Genomic DNA, 23,941 nt, shown 5'->3' with positions numbered 1-23,941 from the left:
TGCGACCCTGACCGCGCGCTCAGCGCACCTCGACGCCGTCGGGCTTCTCGGCCCGGCGGCGTCCGAGGTCCCGGCTCACGTACCAGAGGTTCGGGATCACCTGGCAGAGCAGGACGCTGATGGCGGACCCGATGATCGGGCCGCCCGCGCCGATGACCCCGACGAGCCACCAGGACAGCGCGAGGTTGAGCGGGACGCTGATCAGGATCGGCCAGACCTGGAACGTCAGTCCGCGCTTGTCGGTCATGTACATCCCGGCCGGGTACTTGGCGGCCTGCAGCGCGACGAACACGACGAAGCCGCCGACCAGCCACGGGTCGAGCGCGAAGCGGTCGCCGGCGATGAAGTGCGTGAGCAGCGGGGACAGCGCCGCGAGCGCGAGCCCGAGCACGAGCCCTCCGGCCAGGAACCACAGCGTCGGCTTCATCGGCGACTCGATGCGCGACTCGGAGCGCGCCTTCGCGTAGATCGGCCAGAGCGCGATACCCGCGGCGGCGATGGTCTGCACCACCAGCCCGAAGAGCTGGGAGGCCAGGTTGTACTGCGCGAGCTCGGTGCCCGTCGTGAGATGGCTGAGCAGCAGGCGGTCCGTCTGCATCGCGATCGGGAGCGCGACCATCTGCACCAGCATCGGCCAGGCGACCCCGATCGCCGGGACGCCGGGGTACTTGCGCGGGAACGGCACCTCGCGCAGCGCCCTGCCCACCTGCGGCTTGATCAGCCGCGCGGCCATCACGAGACAGATCAGCGAGGCCAGCCCGTTGGCGAGGTAGGAGAGCACCGCGAGGAAGCTCCCCGCGGGCGCCGAGACCGCGACGAGCGTGGCGAGGCCGAGGAACATCGCCGGGGCGACGACCGCCTGGCTGGCCACCTGGGTGCTGGTCCGGCCCAGCCCGACCAGGATGCGCGAGCCGACGCTGAGCGGCAGCACGACGGCGAACGTGCCGAGGCAGAGGAAGGCGGCGAGGCTGCCGCCGTCGGGGAGCAGGCCGCCGCCGAGGATCGCGGGCCACCAGCCGAGCAGGCTGATGACGATGCCCACCCCGATGATGACCGCCGCGGAGATCAGCAGGATGCGGAACGCGGTGACGACCGTGCGTCGCACGGTGCGGTCGGACGCCGGGGCGTCGGAGCCGGCGACCGCGTTGATGACGACCGCGGCGATGCCGAGGTCGGCGAACGGCAGCAGCGCGGGCAGCGCGGCGAGCAGGCCGTACTGCGCGTAGGCATCCGTGCCGAAGTGCTGGATGATGAGGCGGCTGTTGACGATGCCGATGATGCCGGAGAGGCCCATCACGAGGACCTTCATCACCGCCGTCGAGCCGACCGCCCGGACCATGCCCCTGCGTCCCTGGCCAGGGTGGGCCTTCGCCTCCGCCTTGTCCGCTCGGGCGGCCCGGACGTGGGTCATGCGCGTGCCCCCAGGTCGCGGAAGAGCGCGCGCCCTGCCGCGATGCGGCCGTCGACGCCGGGGAGTGCTGCCAGCACGTCGGCCGCGCCGCGCGGGGCGACCAGCGCGTCCACGACGCCGTCGGCGATGCCTGCGCTGTCGATGGCGGCGGGGAGGACGACGTGGCCGGCGTCGATCAGCCACTCGGCGATCCCGGTCTCGCTCGTCGTGACGATCTCGCAGCCGTGGGCGAGGCCCTCCACGATCGGGAGGCCGACCTGCTCGCGCCACGCGCCCACCCGCCGGGAGGGCAGCACGAGCACATGCGCCCGCCGGAGCTCCTCGTGCACGACGGAGCGGGGCGGGTCGACGATCAGGCGGATGCTGGGGTCGGCGGCGGCCGCGTCCCGGGCGGCGTCCAGGAGCTCGCCTGACCCGACGAGGGTCAGCCGCGCACCGGGGTGCCGCGAGAGGATCGCCGGCCAGGCCTCCAGGACGTCCGCGAAGCCTTTGCGCGGCGAGAACGCGCCGAGGAAGAGGACGCTGTCCTGGTCCCGCTCGATGAGGTCGGCCGCGCACAGGCACGGGCTCGGCAGCGCCTCCACGGTGAGCTGCCGCCGCGGCGGGTGCGTGAACGTCGAGTTGTAGAGCGCGTCGGCCTCGGAGGTGCCGTAGACGACCGTGTCGAGCCGGTGCCAGATGTAGCCGGCGAGGACCCGTTCGACGGAGCGGCGCAGTCGGCTGCGCACGCGCGGCGGCCGGATGGCGAACGGGTCGAGGTCCTCGATCGCATAGGTGGCGACTTCGGCCCGCGGCGCTCCCGCGAGGTGCTTCATCCCCAGCACCGCCAGCACGGCGGCCGTCCGGGGCAGGGAGTCCAGGTACAGCGGCTCGTCGATCTCGACCCGGGTGATGCGGCTGCGCAGGGCGAGGCGCGCGGCGCCGAGGGTGCCGGCCTGGGCCAGCTCGACGCCGTCGGCGAGGGCGGGGTCGAAGTCGTAGCGCTTGGCGCGGTAGACGATGGCGGCGGGGGCGAGCTCTCGTGCGCGCTCGAGGTGCACGCTGCGCACCTGCTCGTAGAGCCGCACATGCTGGTGGTGCAGAGTTGGTGCTTCGCCGGCCACTGTCCGCTCCGCGTCTCGGGTCATCGCCGCGGATCGGTCGCGGCGTCCTGCTCGCGATTCTAGGGACCCGCGCTGCGAATAACGAGAGATTCTCACAAAATACCCTCACAAGTGGGGGTGCACCCTCCGGGACGGGTCGCGGCTAGGGTGGTCGCACAATGAGCCGACGCGAGCGCATCGTGGTGCAGCAGTCCTTCCCCGTACCGCGGCCGACGACGAACCCCTATATCGTCATGCTCCGGGACAGCCTGGCGGCGACCCCCGGCGTCGAGGTGCGCACGTTCGGCTGGCGGTCGGCGCTGCTCGGGCGCTACGACGTGTTCCATGCCCACTGGCCGGAGATCCTGGTGACCGGCCACGGCCCGGTCAAATCACTCGGACGCCAGGCGCTCACCGGCCTCCTGCTGCTCCGGCTGGCGGCGACCGGGACGCCGGTCGTGCGGACGCTGCACAACCTCCACCTCCCGCAGGGCATCTCCCGGCGCGAGCGCGCGCTGCTGCGCTGGTTCGACCGGCGCACGGTCCTGTGGATCGGGCTGAACCCGACGACGCCGTTCCCCGCCGGCTCCGCGCACGAGACAATCCTGCACGGCGACTACCGCGAGTGGTTCGCCCGCTTCCCGCACTCGGACAGGGAGACCGGCCGGGTCGGGTACTTCGGCCTGATCCGGCGGTACAAGGGGGTGGAGGAGCTCATCGAGGTCTTCGCCGCCGTGCCGGGAGACGGGCTGCGACTCGCCGTCGCGGGCCGGCCCTCCACCGAGGAGCTCGCCGGTTCGGTGCGGGCCCTGGCGGCGCGCGACCCGCGGGTGAGCGTGACGCTGGCGTTCCTGGAGGACGCGGAGATCGCCGAGCTCGTCGGCCGGTCGGAGCTGATCGCGCTGCCGTACCGCGACATGCACAACTCCGGCGGAGTGCTGGCCGCGCTCTCCCTCGACCGCCCGGTGCTGGTGCCGGGGAACGAGACGACGGAGGCGCTCGCGCGCGAGGTCGGCGAGGAGTGGGTGCTGCGCTACGACCGGCTGACGCCCGAGGTCCTGGCCGCGGCGATCGCCCGGGCGGCCGCGTTCGACCCGGACGACCGGCCCGACCTGAGCGCACGCAGCTGGGCCGACGCCGGCCGGCGGCACCTCGACGCCTATCGCCGCGCGATCGACCTGCGCCGGTCCGGCCGTTCGCGCGGTCGAGCTGCCGGCTAGGGTCGCGCGTACTCCTGCACGACGCGGCCGGCGGACGCGGCGATCATGCCCACACCCCGGTAGGCGGCCCGCGAGCCCCGCGCCTGGTGCTCCTCCGAGCCCGTCACGACGCCGAGCGCGCAGCGAAGCACGCCGCCCGCGATCCGGGCGATCCCGCCTGCCGTCGCGGCGACGCGGGCGACCGCGCGCGAGGCGGGGCCGCCGGCGAGCCGGATGCGCACCACCGCCGCGGAGTTCCCGTGGCTCAGTGCTCGCCGCAGCACCCATCCGCGGCTGATCCGGGAGCCGGGGACCAGGTCGTCGACCACCGACTCGGCGCACCACACCATCCGGTAGCCCTGGCGGCCGAGCTGGCTGGTGAAGAGGGTGTCCTCGCCGCCGCTCAAGCCGAGGTCGAGCGCGAACCGGAGGCCGCTCGCGCGCACCTGCTCGACGTCCAGCAGGACGTTGTTCGACGCGGAGACGCCGAGTTCCGTGCCGGTCGGCCAGGTGCGGCGGACGAAGAACCGCCCGGCGAGGATCCACGACGACGGCGTGACCTCGTACTCCGGGACGACCCAGCCCTGCACGAGCGCGGCGCCCGTCGCCCGCCAGGTCCGCACGAGCTCGCGCAGCCAGCCGGGGCGGGGACGCTCGTCGTCGTCGATGAAGGCGAGGAGGCCCGAACCGGCGGCCTCGTCCAGGGCGCGGTTGCGCGCCGACGCGATGCCGGGCACGGCTTCGTGCGCGTAGCGGATCGTGACGGGCCGGTCGCCGGTCGCCGCGTGCGCGGCCGCGGCCTCCACGACGGGCCGCGCCCCGGCCTCCGGGTCGTTGTCGACGACCACGATCTCGGTCGTCGTGCCGTCGCCGGCGAGGTCGCGCGCCTGATCCACGAGCAGGGGGAGGAGCGCCGCCAGCAGGGCGGGACGGCGGAACGTCGGCACGGCGATGGTGACGCGGTCGCGGTGCTCGGCCATGAACGGTCCTCACGGGCTTCGGTGGGTCTCCATGCTCACACAGGTATAGGCTTCACGCCAGCGTGGCGGGCGCGGCCGCCGTCGCGGGCAGGGAGGGGCGGACGATGACCGGGGCTGATGGCGGCGGGGCGACCGGCCGGTTCGCCGGGCTCGCCGTGGTCGTCGTCTCGTACGGGTCCGCAGGCCTGCTGGCCGCGAACCTCGCCCCGCTCACCCGCGCGCTGCCCGGTGCGTCCGCCGTGGTGGTCGACAACCGGACGACGGACGACGAGCGCCGCCGGATGCGGGAGCTCGCCGCGGCCGAGGGCTGGCTGCTGGTCGAGCCGGACACGAACCTCGGGTTCGGTCCCGGCATGAACGCGGGCGTCGCTGCGGCGCTCGACGCGGGAGCCGAGGAGCTCCTGCTGCTCAATCCGGACGCCTCGATCGCGCCGGACGATGTGGCCGCCCTGCTCGCGGTCGTCCACGACACCGGCCACGAGGAGCCGGGCGCACTGGTCGCGCCGCGCATCCTGCGACCCGACGGCAGCGTCTGGTTCGACGGGTCCGACCTCCACCTGGGCGACGGCAGGATCTCGGCCACCCGCAACCGGGCCGAGCTCGGGGTGCGCGACGCGGAGCTCTGGCTGAGCGGGGCCTGCCTGCTGCTGCCGGCGCGGCTCTGGCGCACGATCGGCGGCTTCGGCGACGGCTACTTCCTGTACTGGGAGGATGTGGAGCTGTCCTACCGGGCCCGCCGGGCCGGGGCGCGCGTGCTCGTGGTGCAGGAGGCGACGGCGGTGCACGCGGAGGGCGGCACGCAGGGCGCGGGGCTCGAGCGCAGCGGGCAGGCGAAGTCGGAGACCTACTACTACTTCAACATCCGCAACCGGCTGGTGTTCGCGGCGCGCAACCTCGACGGGGAGAGCGTGGCGCGGTGGCGCCGGGCGAGCCTCCCGATCGCCTACGAGGTGCTGCTGCAGGGCGGCAGGCGTCAGTTCCTGCGCCCGATCGGCCCGCTTCGCGCGGCGTTCCGCGGAGTCCGGGACGGCCTGAGGGCGTCGCGCGCGGCCGGGTCGCCCAGGTGAACGCCCCCCTAACGGGGGAGCAACAATTGAGGATTACTCGCATAGACTGATCGCGCAACAGAGACCCGACCCTGATGCACCGACAGCCGGAGACGACAGGAACTCGCCCTCGTCCTCCTCGCTGCCCCTTCGTCGCGTCGGGCCGCACGATTCGAAGACGACGAACGAGAGAAGTCCGATGCACAGTGGGGGACCTGAGCTCAGCATCGCGCTGGTGGGCACGCGCGGCGTGCCGGCCCACTACGGCGGCTTCGAGACGGCGGTCGAGGAGGTCGGCGCCCGGCTCGCGGAGCGCGGCCACCAGGTCCGCGTCTACTGCCGCACGCTCGCCTCTGATGCTCCGGGCGAGCGGACGCCGGCCGAGTACCGGGGAATGACCCTCGTCCACCGCGGAGCCCTCCGCCGCCGGTCGCTGGAGACGCTCAGCCACAGCGGGCTGTCCGTCGCCCACCTGATGACCCATCGCACCGACGTCGCCATCGTCTTCAACGCGGCGAACTCCCCCTACCTCCCGCTGATCCGCGCCGCCCGCATCCCGGTCGCCACGCATGTCGACGGGCTCGAGTGGAAGCGCGACAAGTGGAAGGGCGCCGGCCGCCGGTACTACCGGATGGCCGAGTCGGCGGCGGTGCGCTGGTCCGACGCCCTCATCGCCGACGCGCAGGGCATCGCCGACTACTACCGCGAGGAGTTCCACGCGGACTCGCGGCTGATCGCCTACGGCGCCCCGCGGATCGCCGGCGGAGACGACCTCCTCGCCGGGTCGGGGCTCGCGACACGGGGCTACCACCTGGTCGTCGCCCGCTTCGAGCCGGAGAACCACGTCCACACCATCGTCGACGGTTACGCCCGCAGCTCCGCGACCCTCCCGCTCGTGGTGGTCGGATCGGCTCCGTACGCCGACGCGTACACCGCCCGGGTGCACGCCCTGGCCGACGAGCGGGTGCGCTTCCTCGGCGGCGTGTGGGACCAGCGGCTGCTCGACCAGCTCTACGCCAACGCGCGCACCTACCTGCACGGCCATTCGGTGGGCGGCACCAACCCCTCGCTCCTGCGGGCCGTCGGGGCCGGGACGCCGACCATCGCCTACGACGTCGTGTTCAACCGCGAAGTCCTCGGCGCGGCCGGGACGTACTTCGGCGGGGAAGACGACGTCGCCCTCCGCATCGAGGCCGCGGAGGAGGTCGCCGACGATGCGCCGCTCCGGCAGGCCACGAGCGCCCGCGCGCTCGCCTACGACTGGGACGACGTCGCGGACCGGTACGAGGCGCTCTGCCGCGACCTCGCCGACCGCGTGCAGGTGCGGGCGCACCGCCCGCTCACCGCCCAGCGGGTCGCCCGCACGGCCGAGGCGGTGGAGTCGTGACCGGCTCGGCGCTCGACGGCCCGGCGCCGCGCGAGTCGTACGGGGCGACGCTCCGCCGGCTCACCGCCGCCCAGAAGCCCGCCGCGCGCAGCGCGCCGGCGTACTCCCGGTTCGTGAACCGCCGGATCGGCCGCTACCTCGCCGCCTGGGCGTACCGCGCGAGCCTGTCGCCGAACGCGGTGACCGCGATCAGCGCCGTGTGGACCTTCGCCGCCGTCGTCCTCCTGATCGTGCTGCCCGCGTCGTGGGGCCTCGGGGTGGGCGTCGCCGTGCTCCTGCTGATCGGCTACGCCTTCGACAGCGCGGACGGTCAGCTCTCCCGGCTGACCGGACGCAGCAGCCCCGCCGGCGAATGGCTCGACCACATGGTCGACGCCACCAAGGTGGTCAGCATGCCGCTCGCGCTCCTCGTCGGCTTCTACCTCCACGGCACGACCTCCGTCGGGTGGCTCGTCGTCCCGCTGCTCTCCGCGGTCGTCTCGTCCGTGCTGTTCTTCGGGATGATCCTCACCGAGCAGCTGCGCCGGCGCTACAGCGGCGTCCCGCTGGCCGCGGACCTGCCCGGCCGGCCCTCCTGGCTGCGGGCCGTCCTGGTGCTGCCGATGGACTACGGGGTGCTCTGCCTCTCGTTCGTCCTGCTGGGCTGGATGGCGGCCTTCCAGGTCGTCTACACCGTCATCCTCGTCGCCACCGCACTCTTCCTCCTGGCCGCAGCGGTCAGGTGGTTCCGCGAACTCCGCCCCGAAGGGAGTCCATCATGACCAACGGACACGAGACCGAGAAGGAGCAGCTGCCCGCCGGCGCCCGGCGCAGGCGCGGCTGGCTGATCGCGGGCGGAAGCGTGCTTGCGGCCGCGATCGTGGCGGCCATCGTGGTCGCGGCGGTCCACGGCGCCACGCCGCAGCCCGGCAAAGGCGTGGCGAACGCGCTCGACCCGGTCGCGTCACAGCTGCCACGGCCGTCGGACTCGCCGGTCCCTGCGCCCACCGCCGGCTCGACCGACGCGTCGACGGCCGCCCCGTCGACGACCGCGCCCGCGCCGGCCAAGCCCGGCACGCTCGACCCCCGCTTCGGCGGGGTGGTCGCGAGCACCGCGGAGGTCTCCCACGACGTGAAGACCCCCGGCGGCCTCACCGCCAAGGTCGCCTCCGTCGAGTCCTACACCGCCACCGCGACCCGGCCCGGGGAGGTCAGCGGCCCGGCCGTCAAGGTGACACTCACGCTCGTGAACAGCACCGGCTCCGACTTCGCGCTCTCCACGGCGACCGTCAACGCCTACTACGGCTCGGCCTCCACCCCGGCCGCCCCGGTGCAGGGCGACTCCTCCGCCAAGCCGTTCAGCGGGACGCTCAAGCCCGGTGCGACCGCGACGGCGGTCTACGTGTTCACCGTCCCGGCGGCCGACGCGGGCGACGTCACGCTCACGCTCAGCGACCAGGCCGGCGCGCGGCTGGTGGTGTTCAAGTGAACAGGCGGCGGATCGGGACTGGTGGAGCAGCGGCCCCCGGTGTCTAGGATGTCCTCAACGCGAGTCGGGTGGGAGATGATCCGATGAACAAACAGTACGGTCAGGCGTTCCGGCGGTTTTGGTACGTCGTGGTGATCGCGACGCTCGTCGGTGCGGTCGCAGGCTTCGGCCTCTCGCAGCTGGCGACTCCCGTCTACACCGCGACCACCAGCAGCTACTTCTCGCTGAACTTCGGAGGTACGGCCACGGACCTGAGCCAGGGCGCGACCTACACGCAGAACCAGATGCTGTCGTTCGCCCAGCTCGCCCAGACGCCCGCCGTGCTGAAGCCGGTCATCGACGACCTGAAGCTCACGGAGACGCCGGCCCAGCTCGCCGGCGCGATGAGCGTGAGCACGCCGCAGAACACGGTGATCCTGCAGATCGCGGTCTCCGACACGAGCCCGGAACAGGCGGCCACCATCGCGAACGCCGTGGCGGCCAGCCTCGGCAGCACGGTCGAGCAGATCGCGCCCAAGACCGCGACGGGCAAGCCCACGGTGTCGGTGCGCGTCATCGCCAAGGCCGCCGTCCCCGACGCGGCGTCCTCCCCGAACGTCCGGCTCAACGTCCTGGCCGGTCTCATCCTGGGCCTCATCGTGGGTGTGCTCATCGTCGTGCTCCGGGAGGCGTTCGACACCCGCGTGCACAACGCCGACACCGCGGTGGAGGTCGCCAAGGCCCCGCTGGTGGGCACCATCCCGCGCGAACGCGGCCGGCTGCAGGTGCCCGTCCTGGTCTCCGCGCCGCTCTCGGTGGGGGCGGAGGCCTACCGGAAGCTCCGCTCGAACATGGAGTTCGTCACGCTGGGCTCGCCCAACCGCGCCATCGTCGTCACCTCGTCGGTGCCGGGCGAGGGCAAGTCGATGATCTCCGCGAACCTCGCCCTCGCGCTCGCCGAGACCGGTCAGCGCGTTCTGCTGATCGACGCCGACCTCCGCCGGCCGATGATCGCCACCTACAGCAGCCTCGCCGGCGGGGCCGGCCTGACCTCGGTGCTGGCCGGACGCGCGGAGTTCGGGGAGGTCGTGCAGCGCTGGGGCGCCGGCGGCCTCGACGTGCTCGCGGCCGGTCCCATCCCGCCGAACCCCAGTGAGCTGCTCTCGTCCCGCCGGATGTCCGACCTGCTCGCGCGGTTGCGCGGGGAGTACGACGTGGTCGTGATCGACACCGCGCCGCTGGGCTCGGTGGCCGACGCGTCCATCCTCGCCCGGCAGGTCGACGGGGCACTCGTCGTCGTCGACCGCACCCAGGCGCGCAGGCAGCTGCTGGCGCAGACCGTCGACTCGCTGCACAAGTCCGGCTCGACCGTGCTCGGCATCGTGTTCAACCGCGACCGCTCGCTCAAGCAGCGCGGCGCCTACTACCTGCGCGAGACACCGAGCAGGCGACTGGGACTCCCGGCGAGGAAGGCCGGCGAGCACGAGGCGGGTGCCACGAAGGCGTCCCGCAAGCATCCCGCGGAGGAGGTCGCCGCCCAGGAGCCCGTGGAGCAGGAGCCAGCGGAGCAGGAGCCCGCGGAGCAGGAGGCGGCAGCTCCGGAGCCTGAAGCCATCGTGCCGGCGGAGCGCGAGCCCGCCGAGCCGGATGCCAGGCTCGCGCCGGACGAACTCCTGCCCGAGCCCGCTCAATCCGACCCCGAGCGCACCTCCTCGGCCAACGCCTGACCCGCTCCGCGCGGGAGCGCCGGAGCGCACGCTATGCGCGGTCGGCGGCGGGTGACGGCTCGGGCAGGCGGCGCGGGGTGTCGAGCACGCCGGCGCGCAGGGCCTGCGGAGCGAGCTGCGTCGTCGCGGCGAGGCCGGCGACGAACCAGACGAAGATCGCGTACTGGGTGATCAGCGCGACCGTCGCGAGGGCCGGGATCTGCGCGACCAGCGCGATCGTGGCCGCCGTCGCCTTCCCCCGCAGCACCAGCACGATGCCGAAGAGCAGGGCGACGACGACCGCGGCCAGCACGATGAGGCCGTTCGTCAGCCCGGTCAGGATCAGCTGGCTGTCGATCGAGTGGAAGTTGCCGAAGTAGAGGACACCTGCCGAGTTCTTCTCGGCCGAGGTCGCGACCCCGATCGGGTTCATCGTGCCGAACAGCGAGAGCAGGTCGCCACGATAGTTCGCGCTGTCCGTCGCCTCCGCGCCGGCGTCGTCGAAGACGGTGATGATCGCCGGGAACAGCACGGCGCCCGCGATCGCGACGATCGCCACGATGGCGATGCGCGCGCGGCGCGAGATCGCGTCCCGCATGAAGAGCACGGAGAGCAGCACTCCCAGCACCGCGCAGATCATGCCGATCCGGCTGTAGGTGAACACGGTCGCCAGCAGCATCAGGAACGACATGCCGATCCGCAACCAGAGCCGGAACGGCGACGCCAGCGTGATCGGGATGGCCATCGCCAGGCTCGCGCCGAGCGCGATGGAGTGCCCGAAGGCGCCCTCCGCACGCGGGACGCCGCCGCGCGACTGGATCGAGCCCCACGCCTCGTAGAGCGAGTTGTTGGCCTTGATCAGCACGAACGGGTTGAAATGCGTGAGGCCCTCGACGATCGTCAGGAGCGCGACCCCCGTGAAGCAGACCGCGATGGCGCCGTGGACCCACAGCGGGTCGACGCGCAACGGCGCGATCCTGCCGACCGCGTAGCCGGCGAGGAAATAGGTGACCACGAGGATCACCGAGCTGAAGGCGATCCCGGCGTTGCCGGTGAACAGCGAGCAGACGGCGCACACGACGACGAGGGTCATCACGCCGTCCAGCCAGCTCAGCCGGAACCGCGGCGTCGGCAGGAGCGCGGCGACCACCAGCAGCGCGGCGGCGGTCGCGGGCGGGATGTAGTAGTTGCCGTTGAAGCCGATGCCGAAGCCCAACCAGATCGGCACGAAGCAGATCGAGACGATCCAGGCGACGACGGCCAGCTTGGGGTACCTGCGCAGCACCACGAAGCCCAGCACCGCCACGGCCACGCCGACGCAGATCACCAGGGTCTTGTCGAGCGCAGGGGCGTTGAGCGGGCCGGCTGCCAGTTCGACCATGGCGCACCCCCTCAGCTCAGCGTGGGCTCAGTGTAGTCGTCCGGTGCGCGGTCGACCGGACGAGTTCGGCGATGCGCCGCTGGTACGACGCCGGACTGTGCCGCTCCTCGGCCGCGCGCACGTCGACCTCAAGCAGCGCCGCCGCGTCCGCCCAGTGCTCGACCGTGCTCTGGAGGGCGTCCGCCAGCGATGCGGCGTCGCCCGGCCGCACGGTCACGGCCGTGCGGTAGCCGTCCGTGGCCTCCAGCAGGCCGCTGGTCGCGCTGGCGATCACCGGGCGTCCGCTGAGGATGCCCTCGACCGCGGTGTTGCCGAACGGCTCGTCCGCGACCGACGGGACGAGCAGGACGTCGCCGTCGCCCAGGTAGTCCCACACCGACGGCTGGAAGCCGACGAACGCGACGCGGGCCTGCAGCCGTTCCTCGTCGACCTTGCGGCGGAGGTCGCGCTCGTACCACTCGTAGCCGGGGAACACGGCGCCGACCAGGTCGAGCCGGGCGGGGACGCCGCGGCGCTCGAGCTCGGCGATCGCGTCGATCGCGACGTCGACGCCCTTGCGCGGCGAGAGCCTCCCGACGTAGGTGACGCGGAGGTCGCCCTCGATCGATGGCCGCGCCGGACGCCGGTGCTCCGGCCCCGGCACGGCGTTGTAGACGACGGTCGCGCGCCTCCCGAGGGCGGGGAAGGCGCTGCGCAGCACCTCCACGCTGAAGGCGCTGTTGGCCATCACCGTCTGCGCCAGCAGGAGCGGGGCGGCGAGGACCTTCTTCACGAGCGGGGAGGCGCTGCCCTCGCCCTCGTGGACGTGGACGATGACGGGGATGCGGGCCAGCCGGGCCAGCCCGATCCAGAGCGGGACGGTGACGGTGTTCACGAACACCGCGGCCGGCCGCTCACGGCGGAGCAGGGCGCTCCCGCGCCGCAGCCCGCGGAGGCTCGTGGCGGCGAACCGCACGAACCCCCGCGGGCTGAGGACGCTCTTGCGGACCACCGGGGCGGGGCACAGCTCCACCCTGGCCCCCCGCCGCCGCAGCTCGGCGATCAGGGGGCCGTCGGCCGGGACGGTGACCAGCACGTCCCAGCCGTCGGCGATGAGTCCGCTGACCGATTCGAGGAGCACCCGGTCGGAGCCGTACAGCTCCGAACCGGGGTGCGCCACGAGGATGGCCGCGCGAGGCGACCGGGTCACGGTACCGGGACCACCGCGAAGTTGTCCCAGCGCGTGACCACCGGGGTGGTGGTCGCGCTTGCGGAGAGGTATGAGCGGAGGCCGACGGTCCCGGCGACCTGGAGGGCCGCGGTGGAGTCGGTCGTGCTCAGCGTCCAGGCGGTCGGCTCCGTGCCGGTTCCGAGCCAGACCTTCGCCCGGATCGTGGTCGGCGAGGTGCCGAACACCTGCACCCTCAGCTTGAGCTGGTCGGTGGCGGTCGCGATGGCCAGGCCGGTCACGTTCACCGCCGAGAGGGTCGTCGAGCCCTGGAGCAGCTGGAGCTGCACCGCGCCTCCGGCCTTCACCCAGACCCTGGCCTCGTAGTCGGTGCTGCCGACCATCCGGCCGATGCCCGAGTAGTAGAGGCCGCCGCCGCTCACCGCCGAGTCACCGGAGAGGGTGACCGTCAGGTCGCTGCGGGTCGAGGTGACCGACGGCAGGGTGGCCGTCTTGGTCGTCCCGGCCGCGACGGTCTGCTGACCGAACCCGCTCGCCGTGCTGAAGCTGGTCGCGCCGCCCATGAGCGTCCACGCCCCGCCGGTGTCGGCGTTGCCCCAGCCGTTCGTCGTGCTCCGTTCGAAGGCGTCCTGCGCGAGGGCTGTCGTGACGGTGACCGACTTGGTCGCCGTCGCGGTCGCGCCCTGGTTGTCCGTCACGGTCAGGGTGACCGTGTAGGTTCCGGACGTCGCGTAGGTGTAGTTCGCCGTCGCACCGGTCGCCGTGCCCGTGCCGTCACCGAAGTTCCAGGCGTAGGAGGCGATGGTGCCGTCGGGGTCGGACGAGGCCGAGCCGTTGACCGCGACGCCGAGGCCCGTCGCCGTGGCGGTGAACGAGGCGACCGGCGGCTGGTTCGGCGGCAGGGTCGTGGTGACCTGGTGCTGGACCTGGTTGGTGGCGCCGGCGTTGTCCGTCACGGTGAGCGTCACGGTGAAGGTTCCCGCCGTGGCGTACGTGTGGCTCGCCGTCGCTCCCGTGCCCGTGGCTCCGTCACCGAAGTCCCAGGCGTACGAGGCCACGGTCCCGTCCGGGTCGGACGAGGTCGAGCCGTCGAACGACGCCCCCAGGTTGGTCACCGACGAGGTGAACGCCGCCGCCGGGGGCTGGTTGGCCACCACGGTGATCGGGTTCGTCACGCTCGTCTGCGCTCCCATGTTGTCGGTCACCGTCAGCTTGACCTGGTAGGTGCCCGCAGCCGCGTAGGTGTGGCTGGCGGTCGATCCGGCGCCGGTGGAGCCGTCGCCGAAGTCCCAGGCCCACGAGGCGACCGTTCCGTCAGGATCGGACGACGAGGTCCCGTCGAACGACGCCGCGAGGTAGGTCGCGCTCGAGGTGAACGAGGCCACAGGCGGCTGGTTCGGCGGAGGTGCGGTCACGCTCACGCCCTGGCTGGTCGTGTTCGTCGCGCCCTGGTTGTCGGTCACCGTGAGGGAGACGTTGTAGCTGCCGCCCTGCAGGTAGGTGTGGCTCGCGGTCGGACCGGTCACCACGGAGCCGTCGCCGAAGTTCCAGCTGTAGGAGGCGATGGTGCCGTCGGAGTCGGTCGAAGCCGATCCGTCGACGTTCACCGTCAGCTGCGACGTGGTCTTCGTGAAGGAGGCCACCGGCGGCTGGTTGGGCAGCGTGCCGGTCGTCCCCAGGGCGTACTGGTTGGCGATCGTCTGGGCAGAGAGCTCGCTCGAGTAGACCGCGGCCTCGTCCAGCGTCCCGTTGAAGTACGGTCCGGTGGAGCCCCAGGTGTTGTCGCCGCCGATCCGCCAGTAGCCGGTGTACGACTGCGCCTGCGTCTGCGGGTTGGCGCCCACGAGCTGGCCGTCGATGTACAGGCTCATGCCGTCCGGACCCTGCGTCGCCGTCGCCATGTGCCACTTGTTGTCGTTCAGCGGGTTGGGCGTGGTGATGGTGTTGGTCTGGCCGGTCCAGACGCCGAACACGAGGCGGCCGTCGTCCTGCATGTAGATGTGACGGTCGTAGTTGCTCGACAGGCCGGACTGCTGGTCGCCGAAGCCGATCAGCTTGCCGCCGTGCGTGGTGTTCGTCTTGAACCAGATCGACTCGGTGTAGACCGTCGGGTTCGTCGCGGGGACATTGCTCGCCACGACGCCGCCGGACGAGCCGTTGCCGTTCGTGTTGAACCGCACCGCGTTGTCCGGGCTGCCGTTGATGGTGAGCGGCCCTGCGACGCCCCTGGTGGTCGACGTGCCCGAGTAGGCCCCGGTCTCGCTGTACGGGTCGGAGGCCAGCGCCGTGCTGCCGGAGGTCTCGTCGAGCCGCCAGTAGATGTCGGGCCCGGCGTTGTAGACCGCCTGGCCGTAGGCGTCGGCCGGAGCCGGGTTCAGCGGCGAGGGCCGGCCGGAGGCGACGAACTGGTTCACGACCGTCGTCTTGTCGAGCACGGTCGGGTACATCGACACCTGGCCGATGTCACCGGCGAAGAAGTTGCTCGACGGCTGGTTCGGCCACCCGTTGAGGTTGTCTCCGCCGATCCGCCAGTATCCCGTGTAGCCCTGGCCGACCGTGACGTCGGTGCGCGATCCGGACGGCTTCCCGTCGAGGTACAGGCGCATCCCGTTGGCTCCGAGCGAGGCCGTCACCTGGTGCCACTGGCCGTCGTTGTAGCCGGGGCCGGTGTTCAGCGTCGCCACTCCGCCGGGGTAGACCCCGAAGAAGATCCGGCCGGCGTTGTCCATGTAGATGTGCCGGTCGTAGCTCGACGAGAGCCCGGTGTTGGAGTTGCCGAAGCCGAGGATCTTGCCTCCGGAGGTCGAGGTGGTGCGGAACCACGCCGACACGGTGAAGGTGTTCGGTCCCTGGATGGCGGTGGGCGTCACGGCGAGGCTGCTCGACCCGTTGAAGGTCGACGCGGTCACCCCGGTGATCGGACCCGTCGCGCCCTGCGTCACCCCGGTCTCGGTCAGATCGGTGAACCCGATGTGGTCGAGAGCGGTCGTGCCGCTGGACTCGTCGAACGGCCAGTACGAGGATGCACCCGCCTGGTTCACCGAGTCGGAGTAGGCGCTTCCGTTGCCGGTGGCGGCGACGGTCACCGCGTTCGTGTCACGCGAGGTCGTGTTCCCCACCGGGTCGGAAACCTTCACATGGTAGATCGGATGGCTTCCCGGTGTGAGTCCCGAGTCGACGAACCCGATGATCGGCCGCGTGTAGAAGTTCGAGTGAACGGTGGACTGGTAGACGGGAGTGGTCCCGTTGTCCCGGTAGACCTTGTAGGTCAGGTAGCCGTTGTCCCGGTCGTACGTGGCGGCGAAGCTGACGCGCACCTGGCCGGCGTTGAACGACGCTGCCGTCGGGGTGAGCGGGACGCCGGCCGGGCCGACCTTGTTCGGCGCGGAGGACGTCAGTGCGAAGCGGGCGAGGCCCTGCGTCGCGACACCGTCCACCGACGGGAACTCACCGCCGTAGACCACGTACTTGTCGTTGCCGGAGACGTTCCAGGTCGCCTGGCCCTGGCCGGTGAAGGAGCCGGTCGTCCAGTCGGGGAACCAGTCGAGCAGCGACGGGGAGGGGTTGCCCGCCCAGTTGAAGTAGCCGTAGGGGTCGTTCGTGATCGTCCCGGTCGCCGCCTTGCTGAAGGCGAGCGAGTGGTGGAACGTCCACGTCGGGCTGGTCTGCGGGAAGCCGCCGATGTTGCCGCAGTAGTGGATGTGGCCGGCGATGTAGAGGGCGTTGTCGGCCTGCGGGAACACCGAGTAGGTGTCACCGTGGCAGTCCTCGATCCAGTTGATGGCGCCGGTGTTCGGGTCGGCGGAGAAGCTGCCCTCGAGGTTGCCTCCCTGGCCGAACACGTAGCCGGAGCCGTACACGCGGTCGTTGGTGGTCGCCAGCGAGTAGATGCTCGCCTGCGATCCCGCGTCGCGCACGGACTGGTTGGCTGCGAAGGGCAGGATGGCCGCGGTGTTGGCGTCGACGGCGGCCAGGCCGTAGTTGGCGAGGCCTCCGACGTTCTGGAACCGGCCTCCGGCGATCACCTTCGAGCCGTCCTTGGTGAGCGCCGTGGCGTAGACCGAGTCGTCGGCGTTCGCCTGCCAGTTGAGCGTCGAGCCGTCGGTGGCGCTCACTGCCGCGAGGTAAGTGCGTGCCACACCGTTGACCGTCGTGAAGTCACCGCCGACGTACACGGCCGAGTTCGACGCGGTGACCGCGCGTCCCGTCGTCGACAGGATCGGCCTGAACGCGCTGATGATCGTGTTCGTGGCGGTGGAGAACGCGGCGAGGCGGTAGAAGCCCTTGCCGTCGATCGAGGTGAAGTCGCCCGCCACGTAGATGCGCGAGCCGTCCGGGGACGACGTGACCGAGAGCGCCTGCGCGTTCAGGTTCGGCGCGAAAGGCAGCAGTGCGCCCGTGGTGATGTCGTAGGCTAGCAGGTTGTTGCGGGGCGTCTCATTGGTCCCCGCAGGCGAGCCGGCCGGTCGCGCCGAGGTGAACTTGCCTGCGACGTAGACCGTGTTGCCGACGACCGTCTGCGACCAGACGACGCCGTTGATCTGCGGGGTGGGCAGCACGTCGGCGGTGACGGTCGGCGGGGTCGAGGGGTTCGTGGGATCGGGTGGATTGCTGTCGGCTGCGGCGGGCTGGGCGATGGCCAGCCCTCCGAAGACCAGGCCGACGGCCGTGATAACGGCGGTCAAGATGCCCAACGAGCGAGCGCGTGGGCCTTTCTCTGTACTCATGACAACCTCGTGTCTTTTCGGTCGGGAAGGTGCTCGGGATTGCGGTGCGGGGTTTCCGGGGGCGCAGCTAATACGCCCCCACGGGATGTGTCAGCACCTTGAGGGTGCGCCACATGATGACGAGGTCGCCGGTGAGCGACCAGTTCTCCACGTAGTAGAGATCCAGGCGGACGCTCTCCTGCCAGGAGAGGTCCGATCGTCCGTTGACCTGCCACATCCCGGTGAGTCCCGGCTTGATGTACAGGCGTCTGTGCACATGGTTCTCGTAGCCGGCCACCTCTGCGGGGAGGGGCGGCCTGGGTCCGACGAGGCTCATGTCGCCGAGGAAGACGTTGAGGATCTGCGGCAGCTCGTCCAGCGAGTACTTGCGCAGCGTCCGGCCGACGCGGGTCACCCGCGGGTCGTCGTGCAGTTTGAAGAGGAGGCCGTTGCCCTCGTTCTCGGCCTGGAGTCCGGCGAGCCTGGCCTCCGCGTCGACGCACATCGACCGGAACTTGAGCATGCGGAACTTCTCGCCGCCGCGGCCGACGCGCTCCTGCGAGAAGATGACCGGGCCGCCGTCGTCCAGCTTGATCGCGACGGCGACGGCGAGGAAGACCGGGGAGAGCAGGATCAGCGCGAGCCCGGACGCGAAGAAGTCGAAGGCGCGCTTGAGCACATGCTTGCCGCCCTCGAACTGCGGGATCTCGACCTGGATGAGCGGGAGCCCTTCGACCGGCCGGAAGTGGATGCGCGGGCCCGCGATGTCGGTCAGCGGCGCCGCGAGAACCAGCTCGGTCGCCGTCCCCTCCAGCTTCCACGCCAGGCGGCGGACGAAGTCCCCGCCGCTGAGCGCCCGGCCGGCGACGATCACGGTGTCGGCGCCGAGCCGGGCGGCCGCCTCTGCGACCCCCGACAGGTCCGAGACGACGGGCACCTCCCGCTGCGGGGAGGCGATGCGGCGGCTCAGCTCCGCATCCTTCTTGGCGCCTGTCCGCTTACCGGTGTCGAGAGCGGCGCCTACGACGTTGTATGCCGCTCCCGAGTTCGCGTGGATCTGGCGCACGACCGTGTCGACATCGTCGAACCGGCCGACGACCAACGCGCGGCAGAGGTAGTGGTCGAACGTCCGCTGCTTGATCAGCCAGTGCCGCCAGAGCCAGCGCGAGACCAGGACGCCTCCCATCCCGAGCGGGAGGGCGAGCACGAAGTAGCCGCGGGCGATGTCCACCTTGCCCACGAGGAAGAAGATGGCGAGCAGCCCGAACGTGATGGCCGTGGCCGCCACGACGCGACGGTACTCGGTGACGCCGACGCCCACGACGCGCGGGTCGCGCGTGTGGTACGCCGTGAGGGCGAACATCCAGGTGGCCGCGATGAGCAGCGAGACCGTGAGGTAGTCGACGCGGAAGCCCTCGCCCGTGGTTGTCGGGGTGTCCTCGAAGCCGAACCGCACGAAGATGGCGCCGATCGTGCTCAGCAGGATGAGGGCGGTGTCGGTCGCGAGCAGGCGGTAGCGGTAGTGCCGGGCCCAGCTCTGCTCGGAGCTGAGCGGGCGGGCGTTGGCGTGCGCGTGGGTGAGCGTGCCGAGGCGGGGGCGGAGGACGGTCATCGTGCCGCCTCCGTCTCCGCGGGGTGCGCCGCGTGGGCGCGCGTGGAAGAGCCGACGGCGGCTTGGGGGAAACCGTGGTCTCGAACGGATTCACCGCCGCCGACTCCGTTCCGCGAGGGACGACCTGCGCTCGACGTGCTCCGCGCGCCCCTGCTGGGGTCGAGAGCGTGAGACGCTCGGTGCGATCGTGTCGGGTTCACGGGTCGTCCCTGGGTTCGGATGGTGCTTTTTCGGGTTGAGGTGCATCGGTGGAGAGCATTCGCGCCGGGGTTCGGGTACTTTCCCCCGACGTAAAGTGATTGTTCCTCACCAATTCACAAAGGTGAGAATACATCGTTTTTAGGGGGGACGGGGACCCGCGTTCGGGGGGTGCGGACGATCGGCGCCTCCCCCTCTGCTGTCGGGGGTCGCGCCTAAGCTGTCAGCATGTGCGGGCGCTTCGCGTTGGACAAAGAGACCGACGACATGATCCAGGACTTCGTCGCCGAGGGCGGGGACTTCCGCGACTGGCGCCCGAGCTGGAACATCGCGCCGACCGACCCCATCCCGGTGTTCCTGGAGAGCAAGCGCGGCGAGGAGCCGAGCGTGCGCCGCCTGGAGCTCGCCCGTTGGTCGCTGGTGCCCTCCTGGTCCAAAGAGCTCAAGACCAAGGTGCCGACCTTCAACGCCCGCGCCGAGACCGCCGCGGAGAAGCCGATGTTCAAGGCCTCCGTGGCCTCCCGCCGCGCGATCATCCCGGCCCGCGGCTACTACGAGTGGCAGACCGACCCGGCGACCAAGAAGAAGACGCCCTACTTCATCCACTCCGCCGACGGCGAGCTGCTCGGCTTCGCCGGCCTCTACGCCTGGTGGGCCGACCCGGCGATGTCCCGCGACGACCCGGAGCGCTGGCACCTCACGGCGACCATCCTCACCTCGGACGCCGTGCAGACGCTGGCGGACATCCACGACCGCAACCCGGTGCCGCTGCCGCGCGAGCTCTGGGACCACTGGATCGACCCCACGGTGGTCGGCGACCAGGCGCTGGTCGACGAGGCGGTGCGGGCGGCGCTGCCCGTGGCGGACGCGCTGGTGTTCGACCGGGTCGGGCCGGTCGTGGGAGACGGGCCGGAGCTGATCAGGCCGGTCGACGAGGGCTGAGGTTTGCGAACCACGCCCGTATGCCTCATACTAGTTACGCGGACCCGCCCCACACTCGTGGATGAGCGGGTCTAGCTGTTTAACGATTAGACCCGTTTCGGGCCGCTGTTGACGTCGCTCCCGAGCAGGTGATCCTCATACCACCGCCAGCCGAACTCGTTACCCCTGTGCCGGTTCAGATGCGTGAAGACGCAATACGCGACGAGGTCCGCCATCTGCACCCACTGCGACCGGGCGGAGTCGTGCATCATCGGGTCCTCGATGATGTGCCGGTCATCGAGTGAGAGGGAACGGTGTGCGTTGAAGTAGTTCGGATCGTCGCCGTTTCCGTCCATGCTGACGAACGCGAGGTCACCCGCGGCCCGATGCTCCATGTTCCAGGATTCGATGAGGGTGCGATACACCTCGCCGCGTTCGTCATAGTAAGCGCGGCCAGTCGCCGAGGTCGCCCGCCAGATCGCCCCGACGGCGAGATCGGGGCATGCCGCCAGCATCCTCAGGCACTCCACTGCGACCGCTCGACCGAGTGTCTTCCACTCGACTCGGTCCTCACTCGGGCGCGTCGAGATCCGTGCGCGCCCGTTGACGAACTTGGTGGCGTGCAACTCGGTCGCCGGAGGAACGTGATGCTCGCGATACAACCGCTTGCGCAGTTCGAGAATCGACCTCAGCCCGTGCCGCCAGCGATCGGGTGCGACTTCGACCCACCCGTAGACGATGAGACCGCGGTCCACGGAGCCGGAGTCGTCGACATAGAGCATGCGAGCGATCGTCATGAGTGCTTCCCGTTCCTGGGGGTGTAGCGCCCGGAAGGAGCGGGGGGACAGGCGTTCGCGGGCTGAGCTAATACAGTGAAAACATATTACTGCGTCGCTCCGCCTCGCACATCCCTCCCCGCCGCCACGCTCACCCGCAGGAACACGATGATCCAGCTGAAGATCAGCACCGCAGCCACCAACTCCACGGCCGTCAGGTTGTAATACCCCACCGCGAAGAACAGCGTGACCAGCGCGATCACCGCGATGAACACCCAGCCGAGCGCGTAGAAGGCGCGGGGGAGGTGCGGCATCGCCCAGCGGATGCCGACCGCGAGCACGCAGAACACCACGGCCATCCCGGTCGCCGCCGTGTTGTGCAGCAGGAAGAAGTGGTTGACCGGGAAGAGCCCGACGCAGGCGAGCATGGCGCCGACGATCACCAGCGCGGTGCGGACCTGCAGCTCGCCACGCGACGGACGCCGGTCCGGCCCGCTGTCGGTGGCGTAGCGGGCGATGGCCGTGACGAGGACGCCGCCCACGATCACCGTGATGTTGAAGGTCGCCGACGACCAGTCGTCCGTGACGCCCAAAACGCTGAGGTTCTGCTTCCACCAGTGCGGGTTGGACGCGGTCAGCATGCTGGTCAGCGCCCCGACGACGAGGAACACGGCCAGCACCGCCGACAGCAGCAGCGGGTTCATGTTCGCCGCCGCGAGGAACACGTAGTAGCCGGTGACCGCGGCCGCCGTGCCGACCAGCAGGGTGGCCGGGATGGCGAAGACCTGGGCGTCCTGGAAGCTGCGGGCGAGTACGTCGCTCAGCACGGTCCAGAGCAGCAGTACGACGACGGCGTGCGCGACCGCGATGGCGAGCGAGTCGAACACCTCGATCGCGGCGCCGATCCGGGAGCGGTGCTCCTTGGGGCGGCTGTACCAGGGGATGCTCCACGTCGCGACCCGTCCGCCGCCGTAGACGACCAGGGTCACGGCGCAGCAGGCGATCGCCGCGAACTGGCCGACCGAGCCCGCGCCGGAGATGGAGAGGTTGTGTCCGGCGAAGACGAAGAAGGCGATCAGGCACACGGCCACGAACGCGATGCCTCCCGCGCCCAGCGCCAGCGACTCCACGGAGGCCGCATGCAGCCGGCGGGAGATTCGATCGGCCGCGCCGTGCTCACCGACGCCGTGCTCCGAGACGGCTTCCCTCATGGTTTGAGTGTAGGGAGCGGTCGCCGTTCTGAAGAGGGGCTGCTCAGCTCGATCGGGTCAGCTCGATGAACATGCTCCGGTGGGTCGGGACGGTGCGTCCGGTCTTGTGGAAGCCGAGCGCCTCCAGGTCTGCCAGGCCGTAGCTGTGCAGGCGGCCGTCCATGTCGTTCTCGACCAGCCACACTCGCGTGACGCCGTCGAAGCGGCCGCGCTCGGCCGCCTGGGGGATGGTCCAGACCCGGTCGGCCCAGCCGATGTTGCGGGTGTAGACGGTCCGCAGTGTCGGGTCGGCGACGCCCGCGAAGCCGGCGGGGTAGGTGCGCATGGCGAGCCGCGGCCGCTGCGACGGCCGGGTCGACTCATCGAACACGACGGCGTCGCCCGGCTGCCGTACCGACGCCATCGCGCTGCTGACCTCCGACCAGTCCGAGTCGTTCTTCGAGTACGGTCCGCGCTGGCCCAGGTAGGCCGGCGTGCTGATCGCGATGAACAGCAGCGCGCCGGCGCCGGTCGCCGCGACGGCCGGGATCGCGCCGCGCCGCGCGACGAACCGGCCGACGAGGAGCAGGCCCTCCGCGATCAGCAGCGCGGCCGCCGGGGCGGCGAACGTGGAGTACCGCCCGGTGTACATCGGGAAGACGAGGTTGATCAGCAGCATCGCGCCGGTCGGCAGGATGAGCCAGGTCGCGCCGACGAGCGTGGCGTCGATGGGCAGGGGGCCCGCGGGTGCGGGGCCGATCGGATCAGAGCCGGCTGCCCGTGCCGCCCTGGCCTCCCGTCCCCAGCGGTCACGCACCCACGCGCCGATCGCGAGCAGGATCAGGGCCCACGCCACGAGTGCCAGCCAGCCGTTGTCGAACCACGGCTGCCACACCAGGCTCGCCGGGTCCTGGGGCTGGTCGGCGAGGTAGCCGATCTGGCTGCGCTCGAAGTACGCGAGCAGGCCGAGCGGCGCGAGCGCGACGAGCACGCAGCCGGTGGCGATCAGCCAGGCCCGCAGCGTCGGCCGGGACGCCCGGGAGAGCAGCAGGATGCCGAGATGGGCGAGCAGGAGCGACGCCGTGTAGAGGAAGAGGTACGAGGTGAGGGCCATACCGGCCGCGTAGACCGCCCAACAGGCGCGGCGTACCGGCGCGGGCGCCGAGCGCCCCCCGCCGTCGATCAGCCACACCAGCAGCAGGGTCAGCCAGGCCGCGGCGGCAGCGGTGAACGCGAACGAGCGCGCCTCCTCGCCCGCGTAGGTCATCCGGGGGAGGACGCAGGCGACCAGGCCGGCGACGATCGCCGCCATCGCACCGCCTCTGCGCCCCGCCAGCAGGGTGACCGCCGCGACCGCGAGGCCGATGGCCACGGCGCTCGGCAGGCGCAGGGCGAACGGACTGTCGCCCGCGAGCCGGATCCAGCCGTGCATGCCGAGGTAGTACAGCCCGTGCACCGCGTCGACGTGGAACAGCATCGGGATGAGCGTGGACACCGGGCGTTTCGCCGACAGCAGCGTGGCCGCCTCGTCGCCCCAGAGCGACGGGATCCAGCTCCCTGCCGCGCAGATCACCGTGGCGGCGAGGCCGAACGCCACGGCGATGATCCACGGGCGGACCGCACGCAACGGCGGGGCGGCGGTCTCGCGCTCTGTGGCTGTCACCGCGCTCATCCCACCCCCGTCTCTGTCCACGTACATACGCGCGTTCTGGGCACACGCACGTACGGGGA

At 71.3% G+C, this 23,941-nt stretch carries 17 protein-coding genes; 7 read left to right on the top strand and 10 right to left on the bottom strand.

Features of this window, described 5'->3' with window-relative positions:
• Positions 1-19 precede the first annotated feature (19 nt).
• A complete protein-coding gene (locus ACFRFH_RS03240) occupies positions 20-1,411 on the bottom strand; it encodes a lipopolysaccharide biosynthesis protein (RefSeq protein WP_382461572.1) in 1,392 nt (463 codons plus the stop codon).
• Positions 1,408-2,538 carry a glycosyltransferase family 4 protein gene (locus ACFRFH_RS03235; RefSeq protein ID WP_382461571.1) on the bottom strand — a complete coding sequence of 377 codons (1,131 nt, stop codon included), beginning with the start codon at positions 2,536-2,538 and terminating at the stop codon, positions 1,408-1,410. The genes ACFRFH_RS03240 and ACFRFH_RS03235 overlap by 4 nt, the downstream gene beginning before the upstream one ends.
• A gap of 134 nt (positions 2,539-2,672) precedes the next feature.
• On the opposite strand from ACFRFH_RS03235, the gene ACFRFH_RS03230 reads away from it, so the two are divergent.
• A complete protein-coding gene (locus ACFRFH_RS03230; RefSeq protein ID WP_382461570.1) occupies positions 2,673-3,713 on the top strand; it encodes a glycosyl transferase in 1,041 nt (346 codons plus the stop codon).
• Here ACFRFH_RS03230 and ACFRFH_RS03225 read toward each other — a convergent pair.
• Positions 3,710-4,672, bottom strand: a complete 963-nt coding sequence (locus ACFRFH_RS03225) for a glycosyltransferase family 2 protein (RefSeq protein ID WP_382461569.1) — start codon at positions 4,670-4,672, stop codon at positions 3,710-3,712. The two genes, ACFRFH_RS03230 and ACFRFH_RS03225, sit on opposite strands and share 4 nt — an antisense overlap.
• Before the next feature lie 104 nt (positions 4,673-4,776).
• Between ACFRFH_RS03225 and ACFRFH_RS03220 the strand changes: the two genes are divergently transcribed.
• The 5 genes from ACFRFH_RS03220 (at position 4,777) to ACFRFH_RS03200 (ending at position 10,279) form a co-directional block, all read left to right on the top strand.
• A complete protein-coding gene (locus ACFRFH_RS03220) occupies positions 4,777-5,739 on the top strand; it encodes a glycosyltransferase family 2 protein (protein WP_382461568.1) in 963 nt (320 codons plus the stop codon).
• Between the two features lie 178 nt (positions 5,740-5,917).
• Positions 5,918-7,105: a DUF1972 domain-containing protein gene (locus ACFRFH_RS03215; protein ID WP_382461567.1), complete on the top strand. Its 1,188-nt coding sequence runs from the start codon at positions 5,918-5,920 to the stop codon at positions 7,103-7,105.
• Positions 7,102-7,866: a CDP-alcohol phosphatidyltransferase family protein gene (locus tag ACFRFH_RS03210; protein WP_382461566.1), complete on the top strand. Its 765-nt coding sequence runs from the start codon at positions 7,102-7,104 to the stop codon at positions 7,864-7,866. Before ACFRFH_RS03215 ends, ACFRFH_RS03210 begins: the two co-directional genes overlap by 4 nt.
• The gene (locus ACFRFH_RS03205; RefSeq protein WP_382461565.1) at positions 7,863-8,573 is read left to right on the top strand and encodes a hypothetical protein; all 711 of its coding nucleotides are present in this window, start codon (positions 7,863-7,865) and stop codon (positions 8,571-8,573) included. The genes ACFRFH_RS03210 and ACFRFH_RS03205 overlap by 4 nt, the downstream gene beginning before the upstream one ends.
• Positions 8,574-8,656: 83 nt before the next feature.
• Entirely contained in the window at positions 8,657-10,279 is a 1,623-nt protein-coding gene (locus ACFRFH_RS03200; RefSeq protein ID WP_382461564.1) for a polysaccharide biosynthesis tyrosine autokinase, read from the top strand.
• Positions 10,280-10,310: 31 nt separating this feature from the next.
• Here the strand turns inward: ACFRFH_RS03200 and ACFRFH_RS03195 are convergent, their stop codons facing one another.
• From ACFRFH_RS03195 to ACFRFH_RS03180, 4 genes are all read right to left on the bottom strand, one after another.
• Positions 10,311-11,639, bottom strand: a complete 1,329-nt coding sequence (locus ACFRFH_RS03195) for a hypothetical protein (RefSeq protein WP_382461563.1) — start codon at positions 11,637-11,639, stop codon at positions 10,311-10,313.
• A 16-nt stretch (positions 11,640-11,655) separates the two neighbouring features.
• Positions 11,656-12,828: a glycosyltransferase gene (locus tag ACFRFH_RS03190; protein ID WP_382461562.1), complete on the bottom strand. Its 1,173-nt coding sequence runs from the start codon at positions 12,826-12,828 to the stop codon at positions 11,656-11,658.
• The gene (locus ACFRFH_RS03185; protein ID WP_382461561.1) at positions 12,825-17,534 is read right to left on the bottom strand and encodes a PKD domain-containing protein; all 4,710 of its coding nucleotides are present in this window, start codon (positions 17,532-17,534) and stop codon (positions 12,825-12,827) included. The genes ACFRFH_RS03190 and ACFRFH_RS03185 overlap by 4 nt, the downstream gene beginning before the upstream one ends.
• Before the next feature lie 67 nt (positions 17,535-17,601).
• Positions 17,602-19,125, bottom strand: coding sequence for a sugar transferase (locus ACFRFH_RS03180; RefSeq protein ID WP_382461560.1), 1,524 nt, complete (start codon positions 19,123-19,125; stop codon positions 17,602-17,604).
• Between the two features lie 426 nt (positions 19,126-19,551).
• Between ACFRFH_RS03180 and ACFRFH_RS03175 the strand changes: the two genes are divergently transcribed.
• Positions 19,552-20,265: an SOS response-associated peptidase gene (locus ACFRFH_RS03175; RefSeq protein ID WP_382461559.1), complete on the top strand. Its 714-nt coding sequence runs from the start codon at positions 19,552-19,554 to the stop codon at positions 20,263-20,265.
• An 86-nt stretch (positions 20,266-20,351) separates the two neighbouring features.
• On the opposite strand, the gene ACFRFH_RS03170 is transcribed toward ACFRFH_RS03175, so the two are convergent.
• The 3 genes from ACFRFH_RS03170 to ACFRFH_RS03160 all read right to left on the bottom strand — a co-directional run bounded on the left by ACFRFH_RS03170 (position 20,352) and on the right by ACFRFH_RS03160 (position 23,873).
• Entirely contained in the window at positions 20,352-21,041 is a 690-nt protein-coding gene (locus tag ACFRFH_RS03170; RefSeq protein WP_382461558.1) for a DUF3800 domain-containing protein, read from the bottom strand.
• A gap of 86 nt (positions 21,042-21,127) precedes the next feature.
• On the bottom strand, positions 21,128-22,231 hold the full coding sequence (locus ACFRFH_RS03165; RefSeq protein ID WP_382461557.1) for a DUF998 domain-containing protein: 1,104 nt from the start codon (positions 22,229-22,231) through the stop codon (positions 21,128-21,130).
• 43 nt (positions 22,232-22,274) lie between these two features.
• On the bottom strand, positions 22,275-23,873 hold the full coding sequence (locus ACFRFH_RS03160) for a hypothetical protein (protein WP_382461556.1): 1,599 nt from the start codon (positions 23,871-23,873) through the stop codon (positions 22,275-22,277).
• Positions 23,874-23,941 lie beyond the last annotated feature (68 nt).

Origin of the sequence: Leifsonia sp. NPDC056824, from assembly GCF_042789575.1 — a bacterium.
Taxonomy (GTDB): domain Bacteria; phylum Actinomycetota; class Actinomycetes; order Actinomycetales; family Microbacteriaceae; genus Leifsonia.
The sequence above is the reverse complement of the archived record's forward strand: the minus strand, read 5'-3'. Positions and strand labels throughout refer to the sequence as shown.

Excerpts from the sequence above, each read along its gene's own strand:
- ACFRFH_RS03175 (WP_382461559.1), top strand. The coding sequence starts at position 19,552 with ATGTGCGGGCGCTTCGCGTTGGACAAAGAGACCGACGACATGATCCAG.
- ACFRFH_RS03165 (WP_382461557.1), bottom strand. The coding sequence starts at position 22,231 with ATGAGGGAAGCCGTCTCGGAGCACGGCGTCGGTGAGCACGGCGCGGCC.
- ACFRFH_RS03170 (WP_382461558.1), bottom strand. The coding sequence starts at position 21,041 with ATGACGATCGCTCGCATGCTCTATGTCGACGACTCCGGCTCCGTGGAC.
- ACFRFH_RS03230 (WP_382461570.1), top strand. The coding sequence starts at position 2,673 with ATGAGCCGACGCGAGCGCATCGTGGTGCAGCAGTCCTTCCCCGTACCG.
- ACFRFH_RS03220 (WP_382461568.1), top strand. The coding sequence starts at position 4,777 with ATGACCGGGGCTGATGGCGGCGGGGCGACCGGCCGGTTCGCCGGGCTC.
- ACFRFH_RS03195 (WP_382461563.1), bottom strand. The coding sequence starts at position 11,639 with ATGGTCGAACTGGCAGCCGGCCCGCTCAACGCCCCTGCGCTCGACAAG.
- ACFRFH_RS03205 (WP_382461565.1), top strand. The coding sequence starts at position 7,863 with ATGACCAACGGACACGAGACCGAGAAGGAGCAGCTGCCCGCCGGCGCC.
- ACFRFH_RS03185 (WP_382461561.1), bottom strand. The coding sequence starts at position 17,534 with ATGAGTACAGAGAAAGGCCCACGCGCTCGCTCGTTGGGCATCTTGACC.
- ACFRFH_RS03225 (WP_382461569.1), bottom strand. The coding sequence starts at position 4,672 with ATGGCCGAGCACCGCGACCGCGTCACCATCGCCGTGCCGACGTTCCGC.
- ACFRFH_RS03215 (WP_382461567.1), top strand. The coding sequence starts at position 5,918 with ATGCACAGTGGGGGACCTGAGCTCAGCATCGCGCTGGTGGGCACGCGC.
- ACFRFH_RS03240 (WP_382461572.1), bottom strand. The coding sequence starts at position 1,411 with ATGACCCACGTCCGGGCCGCCCGAGCGGACAAGGCGGAGGCGAAGGCC.
- ACFRFH_RS03235 (WP_382461571.1), bottom strand. The coding sequence starts at position 2,538 with ATGACCCGAGACGCGGAGCGGACAGTGGCCGGCGAAGCACCAACTCTG.
- ACFRFH_RS03200 (WP_382461564.1), top strand. The coding sequence starts at position 8,657 with ATGAACAAACAGTACGGTCAGGCGTTCCGGCGGTTTTGGTACGTCGTG.
- ACFRFH_RS03180 (WP_382461560.1), bottom strand. The coding sequence starts at position 19,125 with ATGACCGTCCTCCGCCCCCGCCTCGGCACGCTCACCCACGCGCACGCC.